General features: G+C 64.5%; 18 protein-coding genes. 15 read left to right on the forward strand and 3 right to left on the reverse strand.

Features of this window, described 5'->3' with window-relative positions; genetic code table 11:
* Window positions 1–171 precede the first annotated feature (171 nt).
* The 10 genes from C8N35_RS08830 to rpmG all read left to right on the forward strand — a co-directional run bounded on the left by C8N35_RS08830 (window position 172) and on the right by rpmG (window position 12,843).
* Window positions 172–1,128, forward strand: coding sequence for an aspartate carbamoyltransferase catalytic subunit (locus C8N35_RS08830; RefSeq protein WP_107989320.1), 957 nt, complete (start codon window positions 172–174; stop codon window positions 1,126–1,128).
* Window positions 1,129–1,141: 13 nt separating this feature from the next.
* Window positions 1,142–2,467: a dihydroorotase gene (locus C8N35_RS08835; protein ID WP_107989321.1), complete on the forward strand. Its 1,326-nt coding sequence runs from the start codon at window positions 1,142–1,144 to the stop codon at window positions 2,465–2,467.
* Window positions 2,468–2,515: 48 nt separating this feature from the next.
* Entirely contained in the window at window positions 2,516–3,130 is a 615-nt protein-coding gene (gene plsY / locus C8N35_RS08840) for a glycerol-3-phosphate 1-O-acyltransferase PlsY (protein WP_107989322.1), read from the forward strand.
* Window positions 3,131–3,143: 13 nt separating this feature from the next.
* Window positions 3,144–4,292: a DNA-processing protein DprA gene (gene dprA / locus C8N35_RS08845; RefSeq protein WP_107989323.1), complete on the forward strand. Its 1,149-nt coding sequence runs from the start codon at window positions 3,144–3,146 to the stop codon at window positions 4,290–4,292.
* Between the two features lie 432 nt (window positions 4,293–4,724).
* Complete coding sequence (gene topA / locus C8N35_RS08850; RefSeq protein ID WP_107989324.1) at window positions 4,725–7,409, forward strand: type I DNA topoisomerase; 2,685 nt, start codon at window positions 4,725–4,727, stop codon at window positions 7,407–7,409.
* Window positions 7,410–7,420: 11 nt separating this feature from the next.
* The gene (gene rnr / locus C8N35_RS08855; protein WP_107989325.1) at window positions 7,421–9,760 is read left to right on the forward strand and encodes a ribonuclease R; all 2,340 of its coding nucleotides are present in this window, start codon (window positions 7,421–7,423) and stop codon (window positions 9,758–9,760) included.
* A gap of 52 nt (window positions 9,761–9,812) precedes the next feature.
* The gene (locus tag C8N35_RS08860; RefSeq protein ID WP_245926737.1) at window positions 9,813–10,190 is read left to right on the forward strand and encodes a DUF983 domain-containing protein; all 378 of its coding nucleotides are present in this window, start codon (window positions 9,813–9,815) and stop codon (window positions 10,188–10,190) included.
* On the forward strand, window positions 10,187–10,927 hold the full coding sequence (locus C8N35_RS08865) for an NUDIX hydrolase (protein ID WP_107989327.1): 741 nt from the start codon (window positions 10,187–10,189) through the stop codon (window positions 10,925–10,927). The genes C8N35_RS08860 and C8N35_RS08865 overlap by 4 nt, the downstream gene beginning before the upstream one ends.
* A 412-nt stretch (window positions 10,928–11,339) precedes the next feature.
* The gene (locus tag C8N35_RS08870) at window positions 11,340–12,521 is read left to right on the forward strand and encodes an MFS transporter (RefSeq protein WP_107989328.1); all 1,182 of its coding nucleotides are present in this window, start codon (window positions 11,340–11,342) and stop codon (window positions 12,519–12,521) included.
* Window positions 12,522–12,675: 154 nt separating this feature from the next.
* Window positions 12,676–12,843 (forward strand): 50S ribosomal protein L33, encoded by a 168-nt coding sequence (gene rpmG / locus C8N35_RS08875; protein ID WP_107989329.1) that lies wholly within the window; start codon window positions 12,676–12,678, stop codon window positions 12,841–12,843.
* Between the two features lie 692 nt (window positions 12,844–13,535).
* Here rpmG and C8N35_RS08880 read toward each other — a convergent pair.
* Together C8N35_RS08880 and C8N35_RS08885 are read right to left on the reverse strand one after the other, a co-directional pair.
* On the reverse strand, window positions 13,536–14,909 hold the full coding sequence (locus tag C8N35_RS08880) for a PleD family two-component system response regulator (RefSeq protein WP_107989330.1): 1,374 nt from the start codon (window positions 14,907–14,909) through the stop codon (window positions 13,536–13,538).
* Between the two features lie 21 nt (window positions 14,910–14,930).
* On the reverse strand, window positions 14,931–15,302 hold the full coding sequence (locus tag C8N35_RS08885) for a response regulator (RefSeq protein ID WP_107989331.1): 372 nt from the start codon (window positions 15,300–15,302) through the stop codon (window positions 14,931–14,933).
* Window positions 15,303–15,439: 137 nt separating this feature from the next.
* Between C8N35_RS08885 and C8N35_RS08890 the strand changes: the two genes are divergently transcribed.
* The 3 genes from C8N35_RS08890 to C8N35_RS08900 all read left to right on the forward strand — a co-directional run bounded on the left by C8N35_RS08890 (window position 15,440) and on the right by C8N35_RS08900 (window position 17,895).
* Window positions 15,440–15,742 carry a DUF3572 domain-containing protein gene (locus C8N35_RS08890; protein ID WP_245926738.1) on the forward strand — a complete coding sequence of 101 codons (303 nt, stop codon included), beginning with the start codon at window positions 15,440–15,442 and terminating at the stop codon, window positions 15,740–15,742.
* A complete protein-coding gene (locus C8N35_RS08895; protein ID WP_107989332.1) occupies window positions 15,735–16,415 on the forward strand; it encodes a hypothetical protein in 681 nt (226 codons plus the stop codon). Before C8N35_RS08890 ends, C8N35_RS08895 begins: the two co-directional genes overlap by 8 nt.
* Window positions 16,416–16,599: 184 nt before the next feature.
* Window positions 16,600–17,895: a DNA polymerase IV gene (locus tag C8N35_RS08900; RefSeq protein ID WP_107989333.1), complete on the forward strand. Its 1,296-nt coding sequence runs from the start codon at window positions 16,600–16,602 to the stop codon at window positions 17,893–17,895.
* 125 nt (window positions 17,896–18,020) lie between these two features.
* Here the strand turns inward: C8N35_RS08900 and C8N35_RS08905 are convergent, their stop codons facing one another.
* Complete coding sequence (locus tag C8N35_RS08905; protein WP_170122055.1) at window positions 18,021–18,908, reverse strand: cell envelope integrity EipB family protein; 888 nt, start codon at window positions 18,906–18,908, stop codon at window positions 18,021–18,023.
* 227 nt (window positions 18,909–19,135) lie between these two features.
* Here C8N35_RS08905 and C8N35_RS08910 point away from each other — a divergent pair, with 227 nt between their 5' ends.
* Window positions 19,136–19,600 carry a RidA family protein gene (locus C8N35_RS08910; RefSeq protein WP_107989335.1) on the forward strand — a complete coding sequence of 155 codons (465 nt, stop codon included), beginning with the start codon at window positions 19,136–19,138 and terminating at the stop codon, window positions 19,598–19,600.
* 50 nt (window positions 19,601–19,650) lie between these two features.
* Entirely contained in the window at window positions 19,651–20,412 is a 762-nt protein-coding gene (locus C8N35_RS08915; protein WP_107989336.1) for a glycerophosphodiester phosphodiesterase family protein, read from the forward strand.
* Window positions 20,413–20,525 lie beyond the last annotated feature (113 nt).

Below are 20,525 nucleotides of genomic sequence, written 5' to 3' on the forward strand. Positions count from 1 at the left end.
TTTTCGCCGAGCCTAGAGCAACCCACCTTAAGGTGGAATCACCTGAACACGGATAAGTTGGTCGCCCCCAGGAGCTCCGGAGCTTTTCGGAACCGGCGCGGGGGATAACGGGCGAACGGATTGAATGCCCGCTTGTGACGTCTCGCGACTCCGCCTATACAACCCACTTTAATGACAGCACATACAAACGATAACGCGGCTTCGTTCCCGCACCGCCACTTGCTTGGCATCGAAGGCCTGCAGCCTTCCGAGATTCTCACCCTGTTGGACTTAGCCGACCAGGCGGTCGAGGTTAGCCGGCAGGTTGAGAAAAAAAAGGCCGTTTTGCGCGGCCGCACCCAGATCAACCTCTTCTTCGAAGCCTCCACACGCACGCAATCCTCATTCGAGCTTGCGGGCAAGCGGCTTGGCGCCGATGTCATGAACATGTCGGTCGCCTCGTCCTCGGTGAAGAAGGGCGAGACCCTCATCGACACGGCGGCGACGCTCAACGCGATGCATCCCGACCTGCTCGTCGTGCGCCACCACGCCGCCGGCGCGGTGAAGCTTCTCGCCGACAAGGTCGGATGCTCGGTGGTCAATGCCGGAGACGGCGCCCACGAGCATCCCACCCAGGCGCTGCTCGACGCCCTCACCATGCGCCGCCACAAGGGCCAGATCGCGGGGCTGACGGTGGCGATTTGCGGCGACATCCGCCATTCGCGGGTCGCGCGCTCCAATTTCCTCCTGCTGAACGCACTGGGGGCCCGCGTGCGCGTCGTCGCACCGCGGACCTTGCTTCCCGCCAGCGTGGACCGGCTGGGCGTCGACGTCTACACCGATATGCGTACCGGGCTGAAGGACGTCGATATCGTCATGATGCTGCGCCTCCAGCGCGAACGCATGAGCGGCGCCTTCGTACCCTCCGTGCGCGAGTACTTCCGCTACTGGGGGCTTGATGCGGAAAAGCTGAGCTATGCCAAGGACGATGCGCTGGTCATGCATCCCGGCCCGATGAACCGGGGCGTGGAAATCGACCCGGAAATCGCCGACGGCCCCCGCAGCCTCATCCGAGAACAGGTGGAAATGGGCGTCGCCGTGCGCATGGCCGTGCTGGAAGCCCTCGCCGCCCACCTGCCCAACAATTGATCCGGAGCTTTCGATGAACGGTGACGCAAATGGCGGCAATGGCACCCCCGCGCCGGTGGTGTTCAGCAATGCGCGCATCGTCGATCCCGCGCGCGACCTCGATACAAAAGGCACAGTGATCATCGCCGACGGCGTGATCCAGGCCGCAGGTCCGGATGTGGACGGCAAGGACGCCCCCGCAGGCGCCGTGATCACCGATTGTGGCGGGAAGGTCGTCGCCCCCGGCCTCATCGACATGCGCGTCTTCGTCGGCGAGCCGGGCCACGAACACCGTGAAACCCTGCGCTCCGCCTCCAAGGCGGCGGCCGTGGGCGGCGTGACGACGATCATCACCATGCCCGACACCGAGCCCGTCATCGATGAGCCGGCGCTGGTCGATTATGTCCTGCGGCGCGCCCGCGACACTGCGATTGTGCGGGTCCACCCGGCCGCGGCCCTCACCAAGGGCCTGGAAGGCACCGCCATGACGGAAATCGGCATGTTGAAGGAAGCCGGTGCGGTCGCCTTTACCGATGGCCGCCATTGCATTGCAAATGCCCGCGTGATGCAGCGGCTGATGACCTATGCAAACGAATTCGGCGCGTTGGTCATGCACCATCCCCAGGACGCGAACCTCTCCGACGGCGGTGTCATGAACATGGGCGAGACCGCCTCGCGCCTCGGCCTGATGGGCGTCCCGCTGGAAGCTGAGATCATCATGCTGGAACGCGACCTGCGGCTTGCGGCCATGACGGGCGCGGCCTACCACGCGGCGCAGATCTCGTGCGGAGAATCGGCCGAGATCGTGCGCGCGGCCAAGGCGAAGGGCCACAACGTGACGGCGGGGGTTTCCATCAACCACCTGACGCTCAACGAAAACGACATCGGTCCCTACCGGACCTTCTTCAAGATGTCGCCGCCACTACGCCTCGAGGACGACCGCCGCGCCATGGTGGAGGCCGTGCGCGATGGCATCATCGACGTCATCGTCTCCTCGCACGACCCGCAGGACGTGGAAACCAAGCGCCATCCGTTCGCCGAGGCCGCCGACGGCGCCATCGGACTTGAGACGCTGCTTCCCGCAGCCCTCCGTCTGGTCCATTCCGAGGACGTGCCGCTGATGACGGTGTTGCGCGCGATGACGAGCCGGCCGGCACAGCTACTGGGGCTCGACACAGGCACGTTGAAGCCCGGCGCGCCCGCCGACGTGATCGTCTTCGATCCGGACACACCGTGGGTGCTCGCCAAGGAGGACATCGTCTCCCGGTCCAAGAACTCTCCCTTCGAGGATGCGCGTTTCCAGGGCCGCGTGTTGCGCACACTGGTTGCGGGACGCACCGTACACCCCTACTCTGGGTGAATTGTCTGATGTACCGATGTCGTTCTATCGCGGGTTGAGGGAGCCAACGTGCCTGATCCGATCAGCTGGGCGATCGCCTGGCCGTATTTTCTCGCCGCACTGATCGGCGGCTATCTGCTGGGCTCGATTCCCTTCGGCCTGCTGATCACGCATGCCGCCGGTCTCGGCGATATCCGCTCCATCGGTTCGGGCAATATCGGCACGACCAATGTGCTGCGCACCGGCAAGAAGAGCCTCGCGGCTGCGACCCTTCTGGGCGACATGCTGAAAGGCACCGCCGCCGTGCTGATCGCCTGGTACTGGGCTGGCATCGACCATGCGGTGATCGCCGGCTTTGGAGCATTTCTCGGACACATATTCCCCGTCTGGCTGAAATTCCGGGGCGGCAAGGGAGTGGCGACCTATATCGGCATCCTTTTGGGCCTCTTCTGGCCCGGCGCGCTGATTTTCTGCGCGATCTGGATCTACGTCGCGGTATTCACCCGCTATTCGTCCTTTTCCGCGCTGAGCGCGAGCCTCGCCGCGCCATTTGTCCTGGCCGCCCTTGGCCAATGGCAGTTCGCCGAACTTTTCGCCCTGCTGACGCTTCTCATCTGGGCCAAGCATCACACGAACATTTCCCGCCTCATCAAGGGTACGGAGGCGCGTATCGGGGCGAAATAGCCGGATTTCATGAATGGTTGAGACGCCGCCCGCACCGGCCAGAGGCCGGGTATTAAGCGACCGCCAGAAACTGGCATGGCTGCGGCTGATCAGATCGGAAAACGTCGGCCCCGCCACCTTCCGCACCCTTCTCAACCATTACGGTTCGGCGGAGGCGGCGCTGGATGCGCTTCCGGCGCTGTCACGGCGTGGCGGCGCACGGCGCGCCATCCGCGTCTGTCCGCCCGCCGATGCGTACGACGAGATCGATCTGCTGGAGAGGCTTGACGCCCGCCTTGTGGCGCTCGGCGAACCGGATTATCCCGCGCTGCTGCGACATGCCGACGGTCCGCCGCCGCTTCTGGCCATGAAGGGAGGCGCCGGACTGTTCGTCAGGCATCATCCTCCCGTCGCCATCGTCGGCGCACGCAACTGCTCGCTGGCAGGCAGCAAGATCGCCGGCCAGATCGCGGGGGATCTTGGCGCCGCGGGGTTCATCATCGTCTCCGGTCTTGCCCGCGGTATCGATGCCGCCGCACATGCGGCCAGCCTGCGCACCGGCACCGTCGCCGTCTTCGCCGGCGGTCTCGGTCATCTCTATCCGCCCGACAACGAGGCCCTCGCCGCGCGTATCATCGCCGAAGGCGGCGCATGGGTCAGCGAAATGCCGCCTGGCTGGCAGCCGCGTTCGCGCGATTTCCCCCGCCGCAACAGGCTTATATCCGGCATTTCGCATGGTGTGGTGCTGGTGGAGGCGGCGCGCCGCTCCGGCTCGCTCCACACCGCCCGCTTCGCCGCCGAACAGGGCCGCGACGTGCTCGCCGTGCCCGGCTCTCCGCTCGACCCGCGCTGTGACGGCTGCAATGCCCTCATCCGGGACGGGGCCGTGCTGGTGCGCAACGCAGATGACGTGATGGCCGCGCTCGACGTCACCCGGTCTCTGCCGCCGCTTCCCCCACTCGTGGAGGAGCCTGGCCGCGAGGGGGATCTGCGCCCCGACGATGTCGGTACCGATGCCCGCCAACGCATCATCAATGCCCTGGGGCCGACGCCGGTCGACGTTGACGAATTGATCCGCCATACCGATCTGAGTGTCAGCGTCGTCCATATCGTGCTTCTGGAACTGGAACTCGCCGGCCGACTGGAACGCCATCCGCCGAACCGGGTTTCCCTTTCGGGTTGAGCGAGACCTTTATCCGGTCTCCCGCTTGCCTTCGTCCGGATCGGCTTCGATACGAGCCATGTCGAGAAGATAGGCGAGCATCGGCAGGTCGATATTGCGTGCCATATCCCGCATTTCCTTGCACATACGGGCAATGTAGCGTCTGGTTTCCTTAACGTCGGAAGGCCTCTGGGCGGTCATGAATACCCTCGAAAGGCGGTTTCTGCGGCCGCCAATGAAACTAAAAATTGCAAATCTCCATGAATACAACCTTAGCGCTTTTGACAGGGGGAGATCAAGCAGCGCGCAAGAGCTGGACAAGATGCCCGCAACAGGTCATTTGACAGCGCCCCTCCGATCTTGGAATGTCCGTGCGATCCGCAGCCTCATCCGGACGGGCGGCAACAGTGCCGCATGTCCTTCAGTTAAAACGAATATTTATCCCAGGCATACATGAACGTCGTCATCGTCGAATCGCCCGCCAAGGCAAAGACAATCAACAAGTATCTCGGTTCGGACTATCTCGTCCTGGCCTCGTATGGTCACGTTCGCGACCTGCCCCCCAAGGACGGATCCGTGCGCCCCGACGAAGACTTCGACATGAGTTGGGCCGTTGATTCCAAGTCGCAGAAGCGCCTCAACGAGATCGCCCAGGCGGTCAAGGGAGCCGACCGGCTCGTCCTCGCAACTGACCCCGACCGTGAGGGAGAGGCCATTTCGTGGCACGTGCTGCAGGTGCTGCGCGACAAGAAAGCGCTGAAGGACACGCCGGTCGAGCGCGTCGTTTTCAACGCCATCACCAAGAGCGCCATTCTCGAGGCGATGGCCAATCCACGCGCCATCGACGAACCGCTGGTGGAGGCTTACCTGGCCCGCCGCGCGCTGGACTATCTGGTGGGTTTCACGCTGTCGCCGGTGCTCTGGCGCAAGCTGCCGGGCGCCCGTTCGGCCGGCCGCGTGCAGTCGGTCGCGCTGCGCCTCATCTGCGATCGCGAGGCCGAGATCGAGCGCTTCGTGGCGCAGGAATACTGGTCGATCCTGGCCAATCTGACCACAACAAAGGGCGACTCGGTGCAGGCCCGCCTTGCCGAGTTCGACGGCAAGAAGATCGGCCGCCTCGACATCGCCGGCGAGGAAGAAGCCACCGCCATCCGCACCATGCTGGAAGGTGCCGCGTTCAAGGTGGTCTCGGTTGAATCCAAGCCCACGAAACGCAACCCCTACGCGCCCTTCACCACGTCCACGCTGCAGCAGGAAGCCTCGCGCAAGCTCGGCTTTGCGGCGGCGCGCACCATGCAGGTCGCGCAGAGGCTGTATGAAGGAGCCAATCTCGGCGGCGAGACGGTCGGTCTCATCACCTACATGCGTACCGACGGTGTGCAGATCGCCGGTGAGGCCATCGGGGCGGCGCGCTCCGTCATCGCCCGAGAATTCGGCGAACAGTACGTGCCGGAGAAACCGCGTCACTATTCCACCAAAGCCAAGAACGCGCAGGAGGCCCACGAGGCCATCCGTCCGACAGACATGTCCCGCCTGCCCAAGGACATGCGACGCTTCCTCGATGACGACCAGGCCCGGCTATACGAACTCGTATGGAAGCGCACCATCGCCAGCCAGATGGAATCGGCGACGATCGAGCGCACCACCGTCGATATCGACGCCACTTCCGGCGGCAAGAATGCACAGCTTCGTGCCACAGGCTCTGTCATCCGCTTCGACGGCTTCCTGACGCTCTATCAGGAAGGCCGCGACGACGACGACGACGACGAATCCCGTCGCCTGCCGCCGATGGACGCCGGCGAAACGCTGATGCCGCAGAAAATCGAGAAGGCGATCGAAGCCAACCAGCATTTCACCGAGCCGCCGCCGCGGTTCACGGAAGCAACGCTGGTGAAGAAGATGGAAGAGCTCGGAATCGGCCGTCCCTCCACCTACGCCTCCACCTTGCAGACCCTGCGCGACCGCGACTATGTCGTGCTCGACAAGAAGCGCCTCATCCCAGACGACAAGGGCCGGCTCGTTACCGCCTTCCTGGAGAGCTTCTTCAACCGCTATGTGGAGTACGACTTCACGGCGGATCTTGAGGAAAAGCTCGATCGGATCTCGGCGAACGAACTCAACTGGAAGGATGTTCTTCGCGATTTCTGGCGCGATTTCTCCGCCACTGTCGAAGATATCAAGGACCTGCGCGTCTCCCAGGTCATCGATGCGCTCAACGAGATTCTGGCCTCACATATCTTCCCGCCCTCCGAGAGCGGCGGCGATCCGCGCGTCTGCCCCGTCTGCGGCAACGGCCAGCTGTCGCTGAAGATCGGCCGCTACGGATCCTTCGTTGGCTGCTCCAACTATCCCGAGTGCCGCTACACCCGGCAATTGGGCGTCAGCGGCGATGACGAGGCGGGGACGGCAACCGACGGACCGAAGGTCTTGGGCCAGGATCCCGAAACCGGCCTGGACGTGAGCCTGCGCACCGGCCGCTTCGGCCCCTATGTGCAGCTCGGCGAGGAGGAAAAGCCCAAGCGCTCATCGCTGCCAAAGGGCTGGTCGGCGGAAGCCATGGACCTGGAAAAGGCCCTGCGCCTGCTGTCCCTGCCGCGCGAGGTGGGCTTGCATCCCGAGACCGGAAAACCCATTTCGGCAGGCATCGGCCGCTATGGACCGTTCGTGCTGCATGACGGCACCTACGCCAATCTCGACAGTGTCGACGAGGTCTTCGAAGTGGGCATCAACCGTGCGGTTGATGCGATTGCGCAAAAGGCAGCCAAGAGCGGACGCGGCCGTGCTGCAGCGGCGGCGCTCAAGGAACTCGGCGAGCATCCCGATCTCGGCGGACCGATCACCGTACGCGACGGGCGGTACGGCCCCTATGTCAACCACGGCAAGATAAACGCGACCCTGCCGCGCGACATGGACCCTGCCTCGGTGACGGTGGACCAGGCCGTGGAGATGATCGCCGCCAAGGCGGAGAAATCGGGCAAGAAGCCGGCGGCCAAGAAAGCTGCCACGAAAAAGCCCGCCGCCAAGAAAAGCGCGGCCAAGTCGAAATCGACTGACGCAAAAAAACCCGCAGCCAAGAAGGCACCGGCGAAGAAATCGACATCCGCGTCGAAGGCCAAGGCAAAGACCAACAACGAATAGGCAAGGCACAATTGGTATCTCGCAAGTCCCGCCGGAGAGACGACGACCTCCCCTCCCGCGAGGAAATCCTCGCATTCGTCGCCGAGAATCCCGGAAAGGCCGGTAAACGCGAGATCGCCCGCGCCTTCGGCCTGACCGGGGCGGCCAAGATCGGCCTGAAGCAGTTGCTGCGCGAGCTGGCCGAGGAAGGCTTGGTGGAAAAACGCCACCGCCGCCTCGCCACGCCCGGCTCGCTGCCGCCCGTCTTCGTGGCGAACCTCACCGGCCGTGACGCCGACGGCGAACTCCTCGGCCAGCCCGCACGCTGGTTCGAGGAGGACGGCCCGGTGCCGGCGGTCCTCGTGATCCCGGATCGCCACCGCAATGCTCCCCAACCCGGCGTCGGCGACCGCGTCCTCGTGCGCCTCATCTCCGGCGAGCCAGGTGACGAGGCTGCCCATGTGGCGCGGGTCATCAAGGTTCTCGAGAAACAACAGGGCTCGCTTCTCGGTGTCATCCGCCTGAAGGAGGGAGACCCGGTCGCCCGCCTTGTCCCCGTCGATCGCAAGCAGAAGGAACTGCCCATCGACGTGAACGATCTCGGCGGCGCCGGGGATGACGAGCTGGTCGCTGTCGAGACGACACGAACCGGGCGCTACGGCATTCCCAAGGCCAAGGTGATCGAGCGCATCGGCTCCATGAAGTCGGAAAAGGCGATCTCCATGATCGCCCTGCACGAATACGGCATCCGCCACGTCTTCCCGCAAGCCGTCCTCGATGAGGCGGATCGCGCCAAGCCGGTGAGCGCGAAGGGCCGCGAGGACTGGCGCAAGCTGCCGCTCGTCACCATTGATCCGCCCGACGCCAAGGACCACGACGACGCCATCCACGCAGAGCCGGATCAGGACGAGGCGAACCCCGAGGGCTGGATCGTCACCGTCGCCATCGCCGACGTCGCCGCCTATGTCCGCCCCGGCACCGACATGGACCGCGAGGCGCATCTCAGGGGCAATTCGGTCTACTTCCCCGATCGCGTCATCCCGATGCTGCCGGAACGCATTTCCAACGACCTGTGTTCGTTGCGCGAAGGCGAGGACCGCCCCGCCATGGCCGTGCGGATGATCTTCGCCGCAGACGGGCGCAAGAAGAGCCACACGTTCCACCGGGTGATCATGCGCTCGGCCGCCAAGCTCGCCTATGCGCAGGCCCAGGACGCCATCGACGGACGCACGGACGACAAGACCGGCCCGCTGCTGGAAACCATCCTGAAGCCGCTGTGGGGGGCCTACGAATGCCTCAAGCGCGGACGCAATGCCCGCGAGCCGCTTGATCTCGACCTGCCCGAGCGCAAGGTGCTGCTGACCAAGAACGGCCTCGTCGACCGGGTCGTCGTGCCCGAGCGCCTCGACGCGCACAAGCTCGTCGAGGAGTTCATGATCCAGGCGAACGTCGCCGCGGCCGAGACGCTGGAGAAGCGGCGCACGCCCCTTCTCTACCGCGTTCATGATGCGTCCAGCCCGGAGAAGCTGGAATCGCTGCGCGATTTCCTCTCCACCCTCGACATCAGCCTGCCCAAGGCCGGCAACCTTCGCCCGAGCCACTTCAACGGCATCCTGCGCCGCGTGGTGGACACGCCCAACGCGGAGCTGGTCAACACCGTCGTGCTGCGCTCTCAGGCGCAAGCGGAATACGCGCCGGGCAATATCGGGCATTTCGGCTTGAACCTGCGCCGCTACGCCCATTTTACCTCGCCGATCCGCCGCTATTCGGACCTGATCGTCCATCGCGGCCTGATCCGTGCGCTGGATCTGGGCGACGACGGCCTGCCCGAAGCGATCGAGAAAAAGCTGGAGGCGATCGGCTCGGAGATCTCCGCAACGGAGCGCCAGGCAATGAAGGCGGAGCGCTCGACGATCGACCGGCTGATCGCGCACTGGCTTTGCGACCGCATCGGCGCGCGCTTCACCGGGCGCATCGCAGGCGTCACCAAGTCCGGGCTTTTCGTCCAGCTTGATGAGACCGGAGCGGACGGGTTCATTCCGGCCTCGACGCTGGGGGCCGATTACTATCACTATGACGAAAGGTCGCATGCCCTTGTCGGGAGGACGACGGGCGAGACATATCGGCTCGGCGCGCGCGTTGAAGTGCGGTTGGTGGAAGCCGCACCGCTGGCGGGCGCGCTGCGTTTCGAAATGTTGAGCGACGGCATCAAGGGCCGTCCGATGCGGGGGCGTGCGGGCAAGGGAAGCCCGGGCCCCAAGCGGGGGCCTGCGAAGGGCCCCAGGAGGGGCCCAAGCGCCCGCAAGACGGCGGTCGCCGGGAGGAAGGGAAAAAACAATGACGGTGGAAATAAGGGGCGGCCGGGGACTTGAGCCGCCTCCGCTGCCCAGGCGGAACCTGTCAGAGGCAATGAAACGCGGGGCCATGTGCCGTTGTCCGCGATGCGGCAAGGGTCGCCTGTTCGACGGCTACCTGAAGGTGCGCCCGGTTTGCGAGACCTGTGGCGAAGAGCTCTTTCATCACCGCGCCGACGATGCGCCGCCCTATTTCACCATCCTGATCCTTGGGCATGTGCTGATTTCGGTGGTGATCGGCGTGGAAGCCGCCTTCCGTCCGCCATTGTGGGTTCACATGGCGATGTGGATCCCGCTATCCACGCTGCTGGCCCTTCTCCTGCTGCGCCCCATCAAGGGAACGCTTGTCGGGCTTCAATGGGCCCTTTACATGCATGGGTTCGACCCGAATGCGGAAGACGACTACGCCCTGATGGCGGGGGAACAGGGAGGTTCCAACGGCGCATGACCAATCTCGTTGAGCGTTTGAGTACCGCCGAGAGGCGGATGGACTACGAAAATGTGCGCCCGCGTGATGCCGCAACGCTTCTGATCCTGGACCGTACAGCCGGCGGCGAACCGCAGGTTCTGATGGGCAGGCGTCACACCCGTCACAAGTTCATGCCCGGCAAGTTCGTCTTCCCCGGCGGGCGTGTCGATCCGACGGATTCGCGCGTTCCGCTGGCCGGGGACTACGAAGAGCCGGTGAAATCCAAGCTCATGCAGGCCATGAAGCACCGCAAGGGCGAGGCGCGCGCGCGCGCCTTCGCGGTGGCCGCCATCCGCGAGACCTACGAGGAAGCCGGCGTCTTCATCGGCCGCAAGGACGGTGCCGGCTGGCGCGCTCCGGACGATTTCGCCGCCTTTGCCGAGCGTGGCATCTCGCTCGATCTCTCGCCGATGCGCTTCGTGGCCCGTGCCATCACGCCGCCACGTCGCCCGCGCCGCTTCGACACGCGCTTCCTGGCAGTATGGGCCGATGCGATCTGCGACCGGCTGCCGGAGGGAACGGGACCCACCGGCGAACTGGAAGAGCTGTGCTGGCTGAGCCTTGAAGAGGCAAAGTCGCTCGAACTTCCGACCATCACCCTCACCATCATCGAGGAGCTTCAAAAGCGCCTCGCGGACGATCCCGAGCTCGATCCGTCGACGCCGGTGCCCTACTATCACTGGCAGCGCAAGGGCTTCGTGCGCGAAGAGGTGTGACGCGCGTCAACGCCGCTTGCGACGTCTGGCCGGGGCATGATCGCATCCGGCCATGCCCCTCCACACGTACCCCGTGCTTGCCGGTACCCCGTGCTTGCCGGTGCGGAGGTATTGTTGTCCGGTTTGAAGTCCTCTCCACCCCCTCTTCCGTCATTGCCCGTCGAAGTCCGGGCAATCCACTGCCGACTGCGGCATGCGCGTTGCGCGCTGGAGCACACTGACTTCGCCGGGTGATGACGGTGGAGGGATCGAACCCCGGTTTCCACATTTCGGAAACTGCGTTGATGACGCTGTAGGACCCCGGCCACGCCGCAAAGCTCCCGTTGCCTCGCCTTCCGTTTCACGCCAAATAGGACCGGCAGACCGAGCCGTCGCGTTCCGGTTCCCCCTTTTCGCATTCAGGACCGAGCCCATGCCCGAGGCGCTTCCGCCGCACCTCCCGCTTCTTTCCACCAGCGCGCGCTGGCGCGGGCTTGCTGCGGCGATTTCCACGATCACGGCAGTCGGCATCGCGCTTGGTCTCGGCTTGCCGCTGCTATCCCTTCTTCTCGAACAGCGCGGCATCTCGCCGGCCTGGACCGGCATCAACACCGCGTTTGCGGGCATCGCCTCGGTCGCGGTCACCCCGTTCGTCACGCCATTGGCAAAGCGCGTGGGCACGGCCCGGCTCGCCTTCTGGATGGTGATCGTCTCTGCCCTCTGCTTCTACCTGTTTTACGTGATCGAAGCCTTCTGGGCCTGGTTTCCGCTGCGCATCGTTTTCCATGGAGCTGTGACGGCGACTTTCGTCCTCTCCGAATTCTGGATCAACGCGCTGGCTCCGGCAGGCCGGCGTGGCCTGGTCATGGGCATCTATGCCACCATTCTCTCGCTCGGCTTCGTTGCGGGCCCGGTGATGTTCGCCGCGATCGGCAGTCTCGGCGCCCTGCCCTTCGCGATCGGCACCGCAATCCTGTTCCTCGCGGCGTTGCCGGTCCTCCTCGCCCGCGACACCAGCCCGCCTCTGGACGGCGGCCACGACCGACCGTTCATCCGCTTCTTCCTCATAGCGCCGATGGCGACGCTTGCCGGCTTCGTCTTCGGCTCGGTCGAATCAGGCGCCATGTCGCTTCTGCCGATCTATGGCGTGCATATCGGGCTCGAACCCGGCAACGCCGCCCTGCTCGTCTCCGCCTTCGTCGGCGGCAATGTCCTCATGCAGGTGCCGCTCGGACTTCTCGCCGACCGCTTCGAACGCCGTCAGCTACTTGCCCTGTGCGCGCTCGTCGGCCTGTTCGGCGCCCTCGCCATTCCTTTCATGGGCAACTCGCTCCCCGCCCTGTCGATCCTTCTTGTCGCCTGGGGCGGTATCATCGCCGGGCTGTACACGATCGGGCTGACGCATCTGGGCGCACGCTTTACCGGCGCAAACCTGGCTTCCGCCAATGCCGCATTCGCCATGATGTACTCGCTCGGCATGCTGGCGGGCCCGCTCGCCATGGGCGCGGCGCTCGACACCGGCTATCCGCCAGCCATGCCCTGGACCATTGCAGGCTTCTTCGTGCTCTATCTCGTCGTCGCCTATCGACGCATGTACAAGCCGGAAGGCGTCTGACGCGACGTCGGCTCCGCCTTTGGGGCCCCCGTGCCTCAACAGCCTGCTTGACTTTGTACCGCCGATGCGTAGGTTGTCGCACGATTTCCATGCCATCGCCCTCCCCTTCCGCCGGATGCCGGCCGAGAGGGCGTCTACCCAAGGGATTACGGCAATGGCCAAGGCCACAACGATCAAGATCAGACTGAATTCGACGGCTGACACCGGCTACTTCTACGTGGCGAAGAAGAACAGCCGGACGATGACCGAGAAGATGTCGAAGAAGAAATACGACCCGATCGCGCGCAAGCACGTCGAGTTCAAGGAAGCGAAGATCAAGTAGGTCTTCGCCGCCCTGACGGTTCCAAAGAGCGCGGCTCCGGCCGCGCTTTTTTATTGCCCGCGCATGGGTGGAAGATCGCTTTGAGATCTGCCCCTGCGACATGCTATCTGTGGATTTGGCACCCCCGTCTCCTGTACGATCAGCGGAAAGCCGCTCCTTTTTCAGTCGCCGGGTGACGCGGCATCGGGTTCGCGCACTGACAGTCGATGTCAGCGATCGGAACTTGAGGTCAATGTCGTGGCTGAAGGTGAAATGTCGTGACTGAAGGTGACCGGCGGGAAGCGGGCGTTACGAGGAGGCCACTCTGACCCGCTTCCCGGCCGGCCTAACCCCACGGACCCAGGAGATGCGGCGGACCTGAGCACTCCGTAGGGTGTCTGACGAGCCCGCGCAGGGCCTTACCGAGGAACTGCCCGTTTCTGGTCTTCGTGAGAAGCGGCCCCGGAAACCAACCGGATGCCGGGATCCCGAACCCATCGGACAGACGATGCGCGAGGCACGAATTACGCTGGTCACACTAGCCGACGCCGCGGAATTATCAACGCTTTGTTCGCGATTCGGACCAATGTAGTTTCAATTTTAGTAAATTGTTAACCTTAAGCTGACGCTGCGTGACAGGTCGGTCGTGACCCGGCCGCGCGGCCAGGCGAACGCACATCCGTTTCTTTCGAAATCGTGCTGTCGGGAGGGCCTCAGGCGGCGTCCGCCACCACCCTGTTGCGCCCGTCGCGCTTGGCCGCATAAAGTGCGGTATCGGCCCGCTTGATGAGCTGCTCGACCGTGTCCTTGCGTCCGGTCACGGCGGCCACGCCGACACTCACAGTCACATCGAGCGTCTGCGCCCCGCCCTGCACGATGAACGGCTCGCCGGCGATCCGTTTGCGCACCCGTTCGGCCACTCCATAGGCGAGCGACAGGTCGGTGTCGGGCATGACGATGACGAATTCCTCCCCGCCATAGCGGCACACCAGGTCGGGACCGCGCAGGGACCGACGGAGCCGACGGGCGAATTCCTTCAGCACCTCGTCGCCGGCATCGTGGCCGTGCGTGTCGTTGATCGCCTTGAAGTAATCGATATCGCAGATGAAAAAGGTCAGTGGGGAGCGCCGCTGCTGCGCCTGTTGGAACAGGCTTTCCAGATGCGCGAGCAGGTAGCGGCGGTTGTGCAGGCCGGTCAGGTCATCGGTAACCGCCAGTTGCATGGTTTCCTGCACCGAATCGCGCAGGCGGTCACCAAAGCGCTTGCGGCGGATCTGTGTGCGCGCGCGCGCGGTCAGCTCATTGGTATCGATGGGCCTGAGGATGTAGTCGTTGACGCCGATCTCCAGCCCGCGCAGCAGCCTCTCCTCATCCTCCGGCTCGACGATAAGCAGGATCGGGAGAGTGCGCGTGCGCTCCAGCGAACGCAGTTGCGAGCACAGCCTGAGGCTGTCGAAATCGTCCAGCGACAGCGACAGCAGAACGAGATCGAAATCGCCGTCCGCGATCCTGAAAAGCGCGTCCTCGGGGTTCGTCTCCACCGCAATATCGAACGCGTGCGACAGCTTGCCGGCAATCCGCTCGAAGGACGAACGTCGATCATCAACCAGAAGCGCCTTGCCGGGCAGCGCGCGAAGCTGCTCGTCGACGTCCTCCATCTCGTCCAGCCCCATTTCGCGGCTGGTGTGGGCGCGCATGCGCAATTCGTCCGCCGCACGCTTCAACCGGACAAGGTTCTTCACTCGTGCGATCAACGCGATTTCGCTGATGGGCTTTGTGAGAAAATCGTCGGCGCCCGCCTCCAGCCCGCGCACGCGGTCGGCCGGCTGGTCGAGCGCCGTCACCATGATCACCGGCACGTGCCGCATCTCCGGATTGGCCTTCAGCCGGCGGCAGACCTCGAACCCGTCCATGCCCGGCATCATCACGTCGAGCAGGATGATGTCGCAGTCTTCGTTGTCGCAGATCTCCAGGGCCTCTGGACCGCTGGTCGCGGTCAGGACCTCGAAATACTCCGCCAGCAGCCGCGCCTGGAGCAGCTTGACGTTGGCGGGTATATCGTCGACGACTAGAATGCGTGCGGTCATGGGTTCGTGCGGGCTCCCGCTTCAGGCTTCCCCGAGATAGGAACGGACGGTTTCCAGAAACTTCGCGACGGAAATCGGTTTGGAGATGTAGGCTTCGCAGCCACCCTGACGGATTCGCTCCTCATCGCCCTTCATGGCGAAGGCGGTGACGGCGATCACCGGAATGGTCTTGAGATCGTCGTCTTCCTTGATCCATTTGGTCACCTCCAGACCCGAAACCTCGGGCAACTGGATGTCCATCAGAATCAGGTCGGGACGGTGAGCGCGCGCCAGATCGAGCGCTTCCAGACCGTTTCGGGTCTGAAGCGTTGCGTAGCCATGCGCTTCGAGCAGGTCGTGGAAGAGCTTCATGTTCAGCTCGTTGTCTTCCACGATAAGCACGGTTTTAGCCATCAGGACGCCTCTACTGGCGGGGCGAGGACGGCTGACGGCGTGCGCACGGGGACTTCCCCGTTCCGCACATTCGGCAACCCCGTCCCCCGGATATCGGTGAAAAGACTAATTGAGATTCGTTTCGGAAAGGCAAACAGGTGGTCGAATTCGGTCGAGACAGCACATTGACGCCCCAGGAAGCGGAGGGGATTGCCGTAGAGGCCTTGGGCTATATTGCCCGCGAGCCGGATCATCTGGGCCGCTTCCTCGCATTCTCGGGCCTGGGGCCCGAGACGCTGCGCGATGCGGCGGCAGAGCCCGGCTTCCTGGCCGGCGTCCTGGAATTCCTCATGTCCGACGAGCCGTTGCTCCTTGCCTTCACCGAAAATGCGCGGATCCGGCCGACAATGATAGCGGTCGCCCATTTCCGCCTCGTGGGATCGATCGACGACGATGTCTGAAGCCAGGAACGGAGTAAACCCCGCATTTGCCCGGATCGAAGCGCTGACGCTCGCGGCCCGGCCTCTCATCGTCTGCGATGTCGATGAAGTCGTCCTCCAGTTCATCGCTCCGCTGGAGCGTCTCATGAACGACGCGGGCATGGAGTTCATCGACCATCGCTACCGCCTGACGGGCAATATCCGTCACGTAGAGACGGGCGACCTCGCCTCCAGAGACGAGGTCCGCGCCCTTCTCCACGGCTTCTTCGAGGATCACGGGCGCCTGCAGACGCCGGTGCCGGGCGCGGCGGACGCACTAAACCAGCTGTCCGAGCGCGCCCAGGTCGTGATGCTGACCAACATGCCCGCCCGCTTCCTGACGACCCGCGAGGAAGTGCTCGCGCGCAACGGCATCAGCTTCCCCGTCATCGTCAATGACGGACCGAAGGGCCCCGCCGTCTCCGCGCTTGCCGAGCGGGTGCAAGCACCGCTGGTCTTTCTGGATGACAGTCCCTCCAACCTGACCTCGGTTCGAGACACCGTCGAGGAGGCGCATATCATCCAGTTCATCGCCGATCCGCGCTTTTTCGCTCTCGCCGACCCGGTCGAGGGCGCGCGGCTGATCAGCAATGACTGGACCGTGACCCGGCGCTACATCGAAACGGTGATCCAGAAAGAAGCGCGGTCGGATTGATCCGGCGCCAATTCCTGCCGCGCCGGCATATCGCCTGCGCACCTCGAGGCAGGGGCAGGTCCCTCCCCAGCGGGGGAAGGAATACTGGCCTGTTGGAAAAGGCCGGATACCCTTGCCGCCCCGTGCCACCGCATCGCCCCTGCGCTATATTGGTGCGCAACGCAGATCATGGGGTCTTCCAGACATGCAACCAGGCGATCCCATTCCAGGCCGGACGCTAAAGGCGTTTTGCCGCGATTGCCTGGCGCCAACACGGCCCGGCATCCCGCGCTGCCCCTCCTGCGGCAGTCCGCGCATCGTCGCTCATGAGGAACTGGGCGAACTCGCCCTTGCCCACATCGATTGCGACGCCTTCTACGCCTCCATCGAGAAACGCGACGATCCCTCGCTTGCCGACAAGCCGCTGATCATCGGCGGCGGCCGGCGTGGTGTCGTCTCCACCGCCTGTTACATCGCCCGCATTTCCGGTGTGCATTCGGCCATGCCGATGTTCAAGGCGCTGGAAGCGTGCCCGGATGCGGTGGTGCTCCCGCCCGACATGGAAAAATACGGCCGCGTGGGACGCGAGATCCGCACCATGATGCGTGAGCTCACCCCGCTGGTGGAACCGATCTCCATCGATGAGGCCTTCCTGGATCTCACCGGCACCGAGCGTCTGCACCACGCGGCACCTGCCGAAACGCTCGCGCGCTTTGCCGCGCGGGTGGAGCACGAGGTGGGCATCACTGTCTCCGTCGGCCTGTCGCACAACAAGTTCCTCGCCAAGATCGCCTCCGACATGGACAAGCCGCGTGGCTTCTCGGTCATCGGGCGGGCGGAAACCGTCTCGTTGCTGGCCGGTATGCCAGTCTCGCGGATATGGGGCGTGGGCAAGGCACTCGAAGGCAAGCTCGCCGCCGAGGGCATCAGGACGATCGCACAGCTTCAGGCGGCCGACGAGACAGAGCTTGCCAAGCGCTACGGCGCCATGGGCCTGCGCCTCGCCCGCCTCGCGCGCGGCCGCGACGAACGCAAGGTGACACCCGACAGCGAGGCCAAGAGCGTTTCCGCCGAAACCACCTTCAACACCGACATCTCGGATCCGGCCGAACTCGTGAAGATCCTGCGCCGGCTTTCCGAGAAGGTCTCCTACCGCCTGAAGAAGGCGGGCATTGCGGGGCGCACGGTGACATTGAAGCTGAAGACGCCCGACTTCCGCACCCTAACCCGCTCCCGCCAGCTTGCCGACCCCACCCAGCTTGCCGACCGAATCTTCCGGATCGGCCGCGAGCTGCTGGCGGGCGAAACCGACGGGCGCCGCTTTCGCCTTCTCGGCATCGGGGTCGCAGACCTCAGCGACGGAGCCTTCGCCGATCCCGCCGATCTTGTGGACGAAGCAGCCACACGCGCCGCCAGGGCAGAGCACGCCGTGGACAGCCTCAGGGAGAAGTTCGGCAGGGACGCGGTTGAACTGGGGCTCGTGTGGAGTGGCAAACGGTAGGCGCGGAGACGTAAGATCCGCTCGGCCCGGACCTGAACCAAGTGCTCATCCCGGCCGGCAGGCCTACAAGTGACATCCGGCTCCTCACAACTGATTTCCAGCCGTCATTGCCGGATCCGACCGGCTCACTCGCCCGGGCAAGGCGCCGCCGGTTTTTCGTATTCGAGGGCGCTCAGCCCCCCATCGACGGAAAAATCGCCATAGTCGAGGCGAAGCCGGCGGGTGACGCCGTTGGCGTACTGAATGAACGAAATCTCGTAGACCGGCTCACTCTCTTCCATCGGCGTATTCGGAGCGTAATAGCTCACCGTGACAGGCCAGGCGGTCCCCGCCCGCTTGCCGATCCTGGCGACGACCGCAGCATCGTCCTCGCCACGCTTGTGATCGCCCGCCTGCGGCAGGTTTTCCTCCGCACCGATCGGCTTGCCGATGACGGTCAGCGTGGGAAAAATCGCGCGGCCGCTCTCCGACCCGTCGAACGTATCCGCCTCCAGAATGTTCTTGCCCGCCTGCGCGGTATCGATGATCGCCTGGGTGTGCTCCACCGGGAAGAGCGCCTTTCCCTTCAGCGTGAGGCTCTCCTCCTCCGGCCGCTTCAGATCGACGGCAACCGCATCGTCCGCATGCCGGGCCCGGCCGAGAGTGTTCTCGGTCGCGACACCGTTGGCGAAGGTGCGCACGGTGAAATCGAACCCCTCCGCCGACTCGTAGGACGAGGTTTGCAGATCGGTCAGCTGCGAGCCGCCCTTGGTGTCGAAGATGCGCATCACCAGCCGGAAGGTCGATGTGTACCCCTCGCACCGCGATCCGTTGACCTCGTAGACGATCCGCCCGTCCGCCCCCGCAATGCCGGACCGGTCGGTGGAATCGTCAAGCTTCAGATCGTAAACCGCGCGGTGCGGTGCCAGATCGACCGCGGCTTTCTGCGCCGCTGCCGAAAACGAACTGCCCCACAGCGTGATCGCAACAACGGCTCCCCCTGCAAGCGCACGGGAAAATTGGATGGAACGCAAACCGTACTGAAACACCGACAAGCCTTTCGATCAGGGAGCATGCACGCCCCGCGCGAGCCGCCCGCACGCGCGCGAGAACATATGGGCTTACCATGCGCCAGATCGCACGCGCATGCCATATCGGGCCTGCATGAAAGAGCAGGATAACCTTGTTGCCGCCTCAGACAAATTGGGCCAATGTCGCCAACTCGTTCATCCAGATGCCTCCTTCCACCAGGAGAGACCCCATGACCGGTCCGATCGAAAAACGGCTCGCCGACCTCGGCATCGTCCTGCCAAGCCCTGCCGCGCCGGCCGCCAACTACATGCCCTATGTCGTAAGCGGCCTGCATCTCTACATCTCGGGACAGTTGCCGTCCGATGCCGCCGGCGCTTTGCTGAAAGGCCGCTGCGGCGAGACGCTGTCGGTGGAGGAAGGCCAGAAGGCCGCCCGCCTGTGCGCCATCAACCTGCTGGCCCAGGCGAAGGCGGCGACCGGCGATCTCGGCCGTATCGCACGGCTCGTCAAACTCACCGGGTTCGTCAACTCGACCCCTGATTTCACCGACCAGCCCAAGGTGATCAACGGCGCTTCGGACCTGATGGTCGAGGCACTGGGCGACAAGGGGCGCCATGCGCGCTCCGCCGTCGGTGTCGCAGCCCTGCCGCTCGGCGTCGCCGTCGAGATCGAGGCGATTTTCGAACTCGCCTGACGATGCGCCCGAGGCTCGCCTTTGCGGCCTTCTGACAGGACAAGCCAACCATGCCCGCCCCCGAATGGCTTACCGCCCGCCCGATCGCCCATCGCGGATTGCACGACGCCTCCGCCGGGCGCATCGAGAACACGCCCTCCGCGGTCGCGGCGGCGGCCGGGCGCGGCTATGCCATAGAGGTCGATCTGCAGGAGACATCCGACCACGGTGCGCTCGTCTTTCACGACAATACGCTCGACCGGCTGACCGGCGAGACGGGACCGGTACGCGCCCGCGCTCTGGCCGATCTCATGCAGATCCCGATGCGCGACGGCGGTGACAGTCTGTGGGATCTCGATGCGCTGCTCGGCCTCGTCGCGGGCCGGGTGCCGCTCGTCATCGAGCTGAAATCGCTCAACGCCCGCGACGGCCAGCGCGCCTTCGTGAAAGATGTCACCGAGCGGCTGGCCCGCTACGACGGCCCCGTGGCGCTGAAGACATTCGATCCGGAAATGCTCGCCAATATCCGCGCGCTTGCGCCGCAGATCCCGCGCGGCATTCTTGCGGAGAACACCCGCACCGATGAATGGCGCCGCCATTTCGGGCTTATGGAACGCTTCATCCTGCGCCACATGATGCACTGGCCGCGCACCCGGCCCGATTTCATTTCCTACGGTGTGCGCTCGCTGCCCGCGCCTGTGCCGTGGCTCATGCGGCGCCTCTTCCGCGTGCCTGTCATGACCTGGACAGTGCGCACCGCAGAGGACAGAGCCATCGCCGCCCGCCATGCCGACCAGATCGTCTTCGAGGGGTTCGATCCCGATCGCCTCTAGTGGGCGCCTTCCATGCCCTCCCGATCACGCCCCGAGTTGGACCTTCTTCACCACCGCCCTATAGAACTCCCGCCGCAACGCACTAGATTTGGAGTGACCCTCCTTCCCCGAAC

The organism is Breoghania corrubedonensis (assembly GCF_003053845.1).
Classification (GTDB): domain Bacteria; phylum Pseudomonadota; class Alphaproteobacteria; order Rhizobiales; family Stappiaceae; genus Breoghania; species Breoghania corrubedonensis.

Bases quoted from the DNA above. Each gene is read 5' to 3' on its own strand.
- C8N35_RS08860 (WP_245926737.1), top strand. From the start codon at position 9,813: ATGTGCCGTTGTCCGCGATGCGGCAAGGGTCGCCTGTTCGACGGCTAC.
- C8N35_RS08865 (WP_107989327.1), top strand. From the start codon at position 10,187: ATGACCAATCTCGTTGAGCGTTTGAGTACCGCCGAGAGGCGGATGGAC.
- rpmG (WP_107989329.1), top strand. From the start codon at position 12,676: ATGGCCAAGGCCACAACGATCAAGATCAGACTGAATTCGACGGCTGAC.
- C8N35_RS08885 (WP_107989331.1), bottom strand. From the start codon at position 15,302: ATGGCTAAAACCGTGCTTATCGTGGAAGACAACGAGCTGAACATGAAG.
- C8N35_RS08895 (WP_107989332.1), top strand. From the start codon at position 15,735: ATGTCTGAAGCCAGGAACGGAGTAAACCCCGCATTTGCCCGGATCGAA.
- C8N35_RS08915 (WP_107989336.1), top strand. From the start codon at position 19,651: ATGCCCGCCCCCGAATGGCTTACCGCCCGCCCGATCGCCCATCGCGGA.
- C8N35_RS08830 (WP_107989320.1), top strand. From the start codon at position 172: ATGACAGCACATACAAACGATAACGCGGCTTCGTTCCCGCACCGCCAC.
- C8N35_RS08900 (WP_107989333.1), top strand. From the start codon at position 16,600: ATGCAACCAGGCGATCCCATTCCAGGCCGGACGCTAAAGGCGTTTTGC.
- dprA (WP_107989323.1), top strand. From the start codon at position 3,144: ATGGTTGAGACGCCGCCCGCACCGGCCAGAGGCCGGGTATTAAGCGAC.
- C8N35_RS08835 (WP_107989321.1), top strand. From the start codon at position 1,142: ATGAACGGTGACGCAAATGGCGGCAATGGCACCCCCGCGCCGGTGGTG.
- C8N35_RS08910 (WP_107989335.1), top strand. From the start codon at position 19,136: ATGACCGGTCCGATCGAAAAACGGCTCGCCGACCTCGGCATCGTCCTG.
- topA (WP_107989324.1), top strand. From the start codon at position 4,725: ATGAACGTCGTCATCGTCGAATCGCCCGCCAAGGCAAAGACAATCAAC.
- C8N35_RS08870 (WP_107989328.1), top strand. From the start codon at position 11,340: ATGCCCGAGGCGCTTCCGCCGCACCTCCCGCTTCTTTCCACCAGCGCG.
- C8N35_RS08880 (WP_107989330.1), bottom strand. From the start codon at position 14,909: ATGACCGCACGCATTCTAGTCGTCGACGATATACCCGCCAACGTCAAG.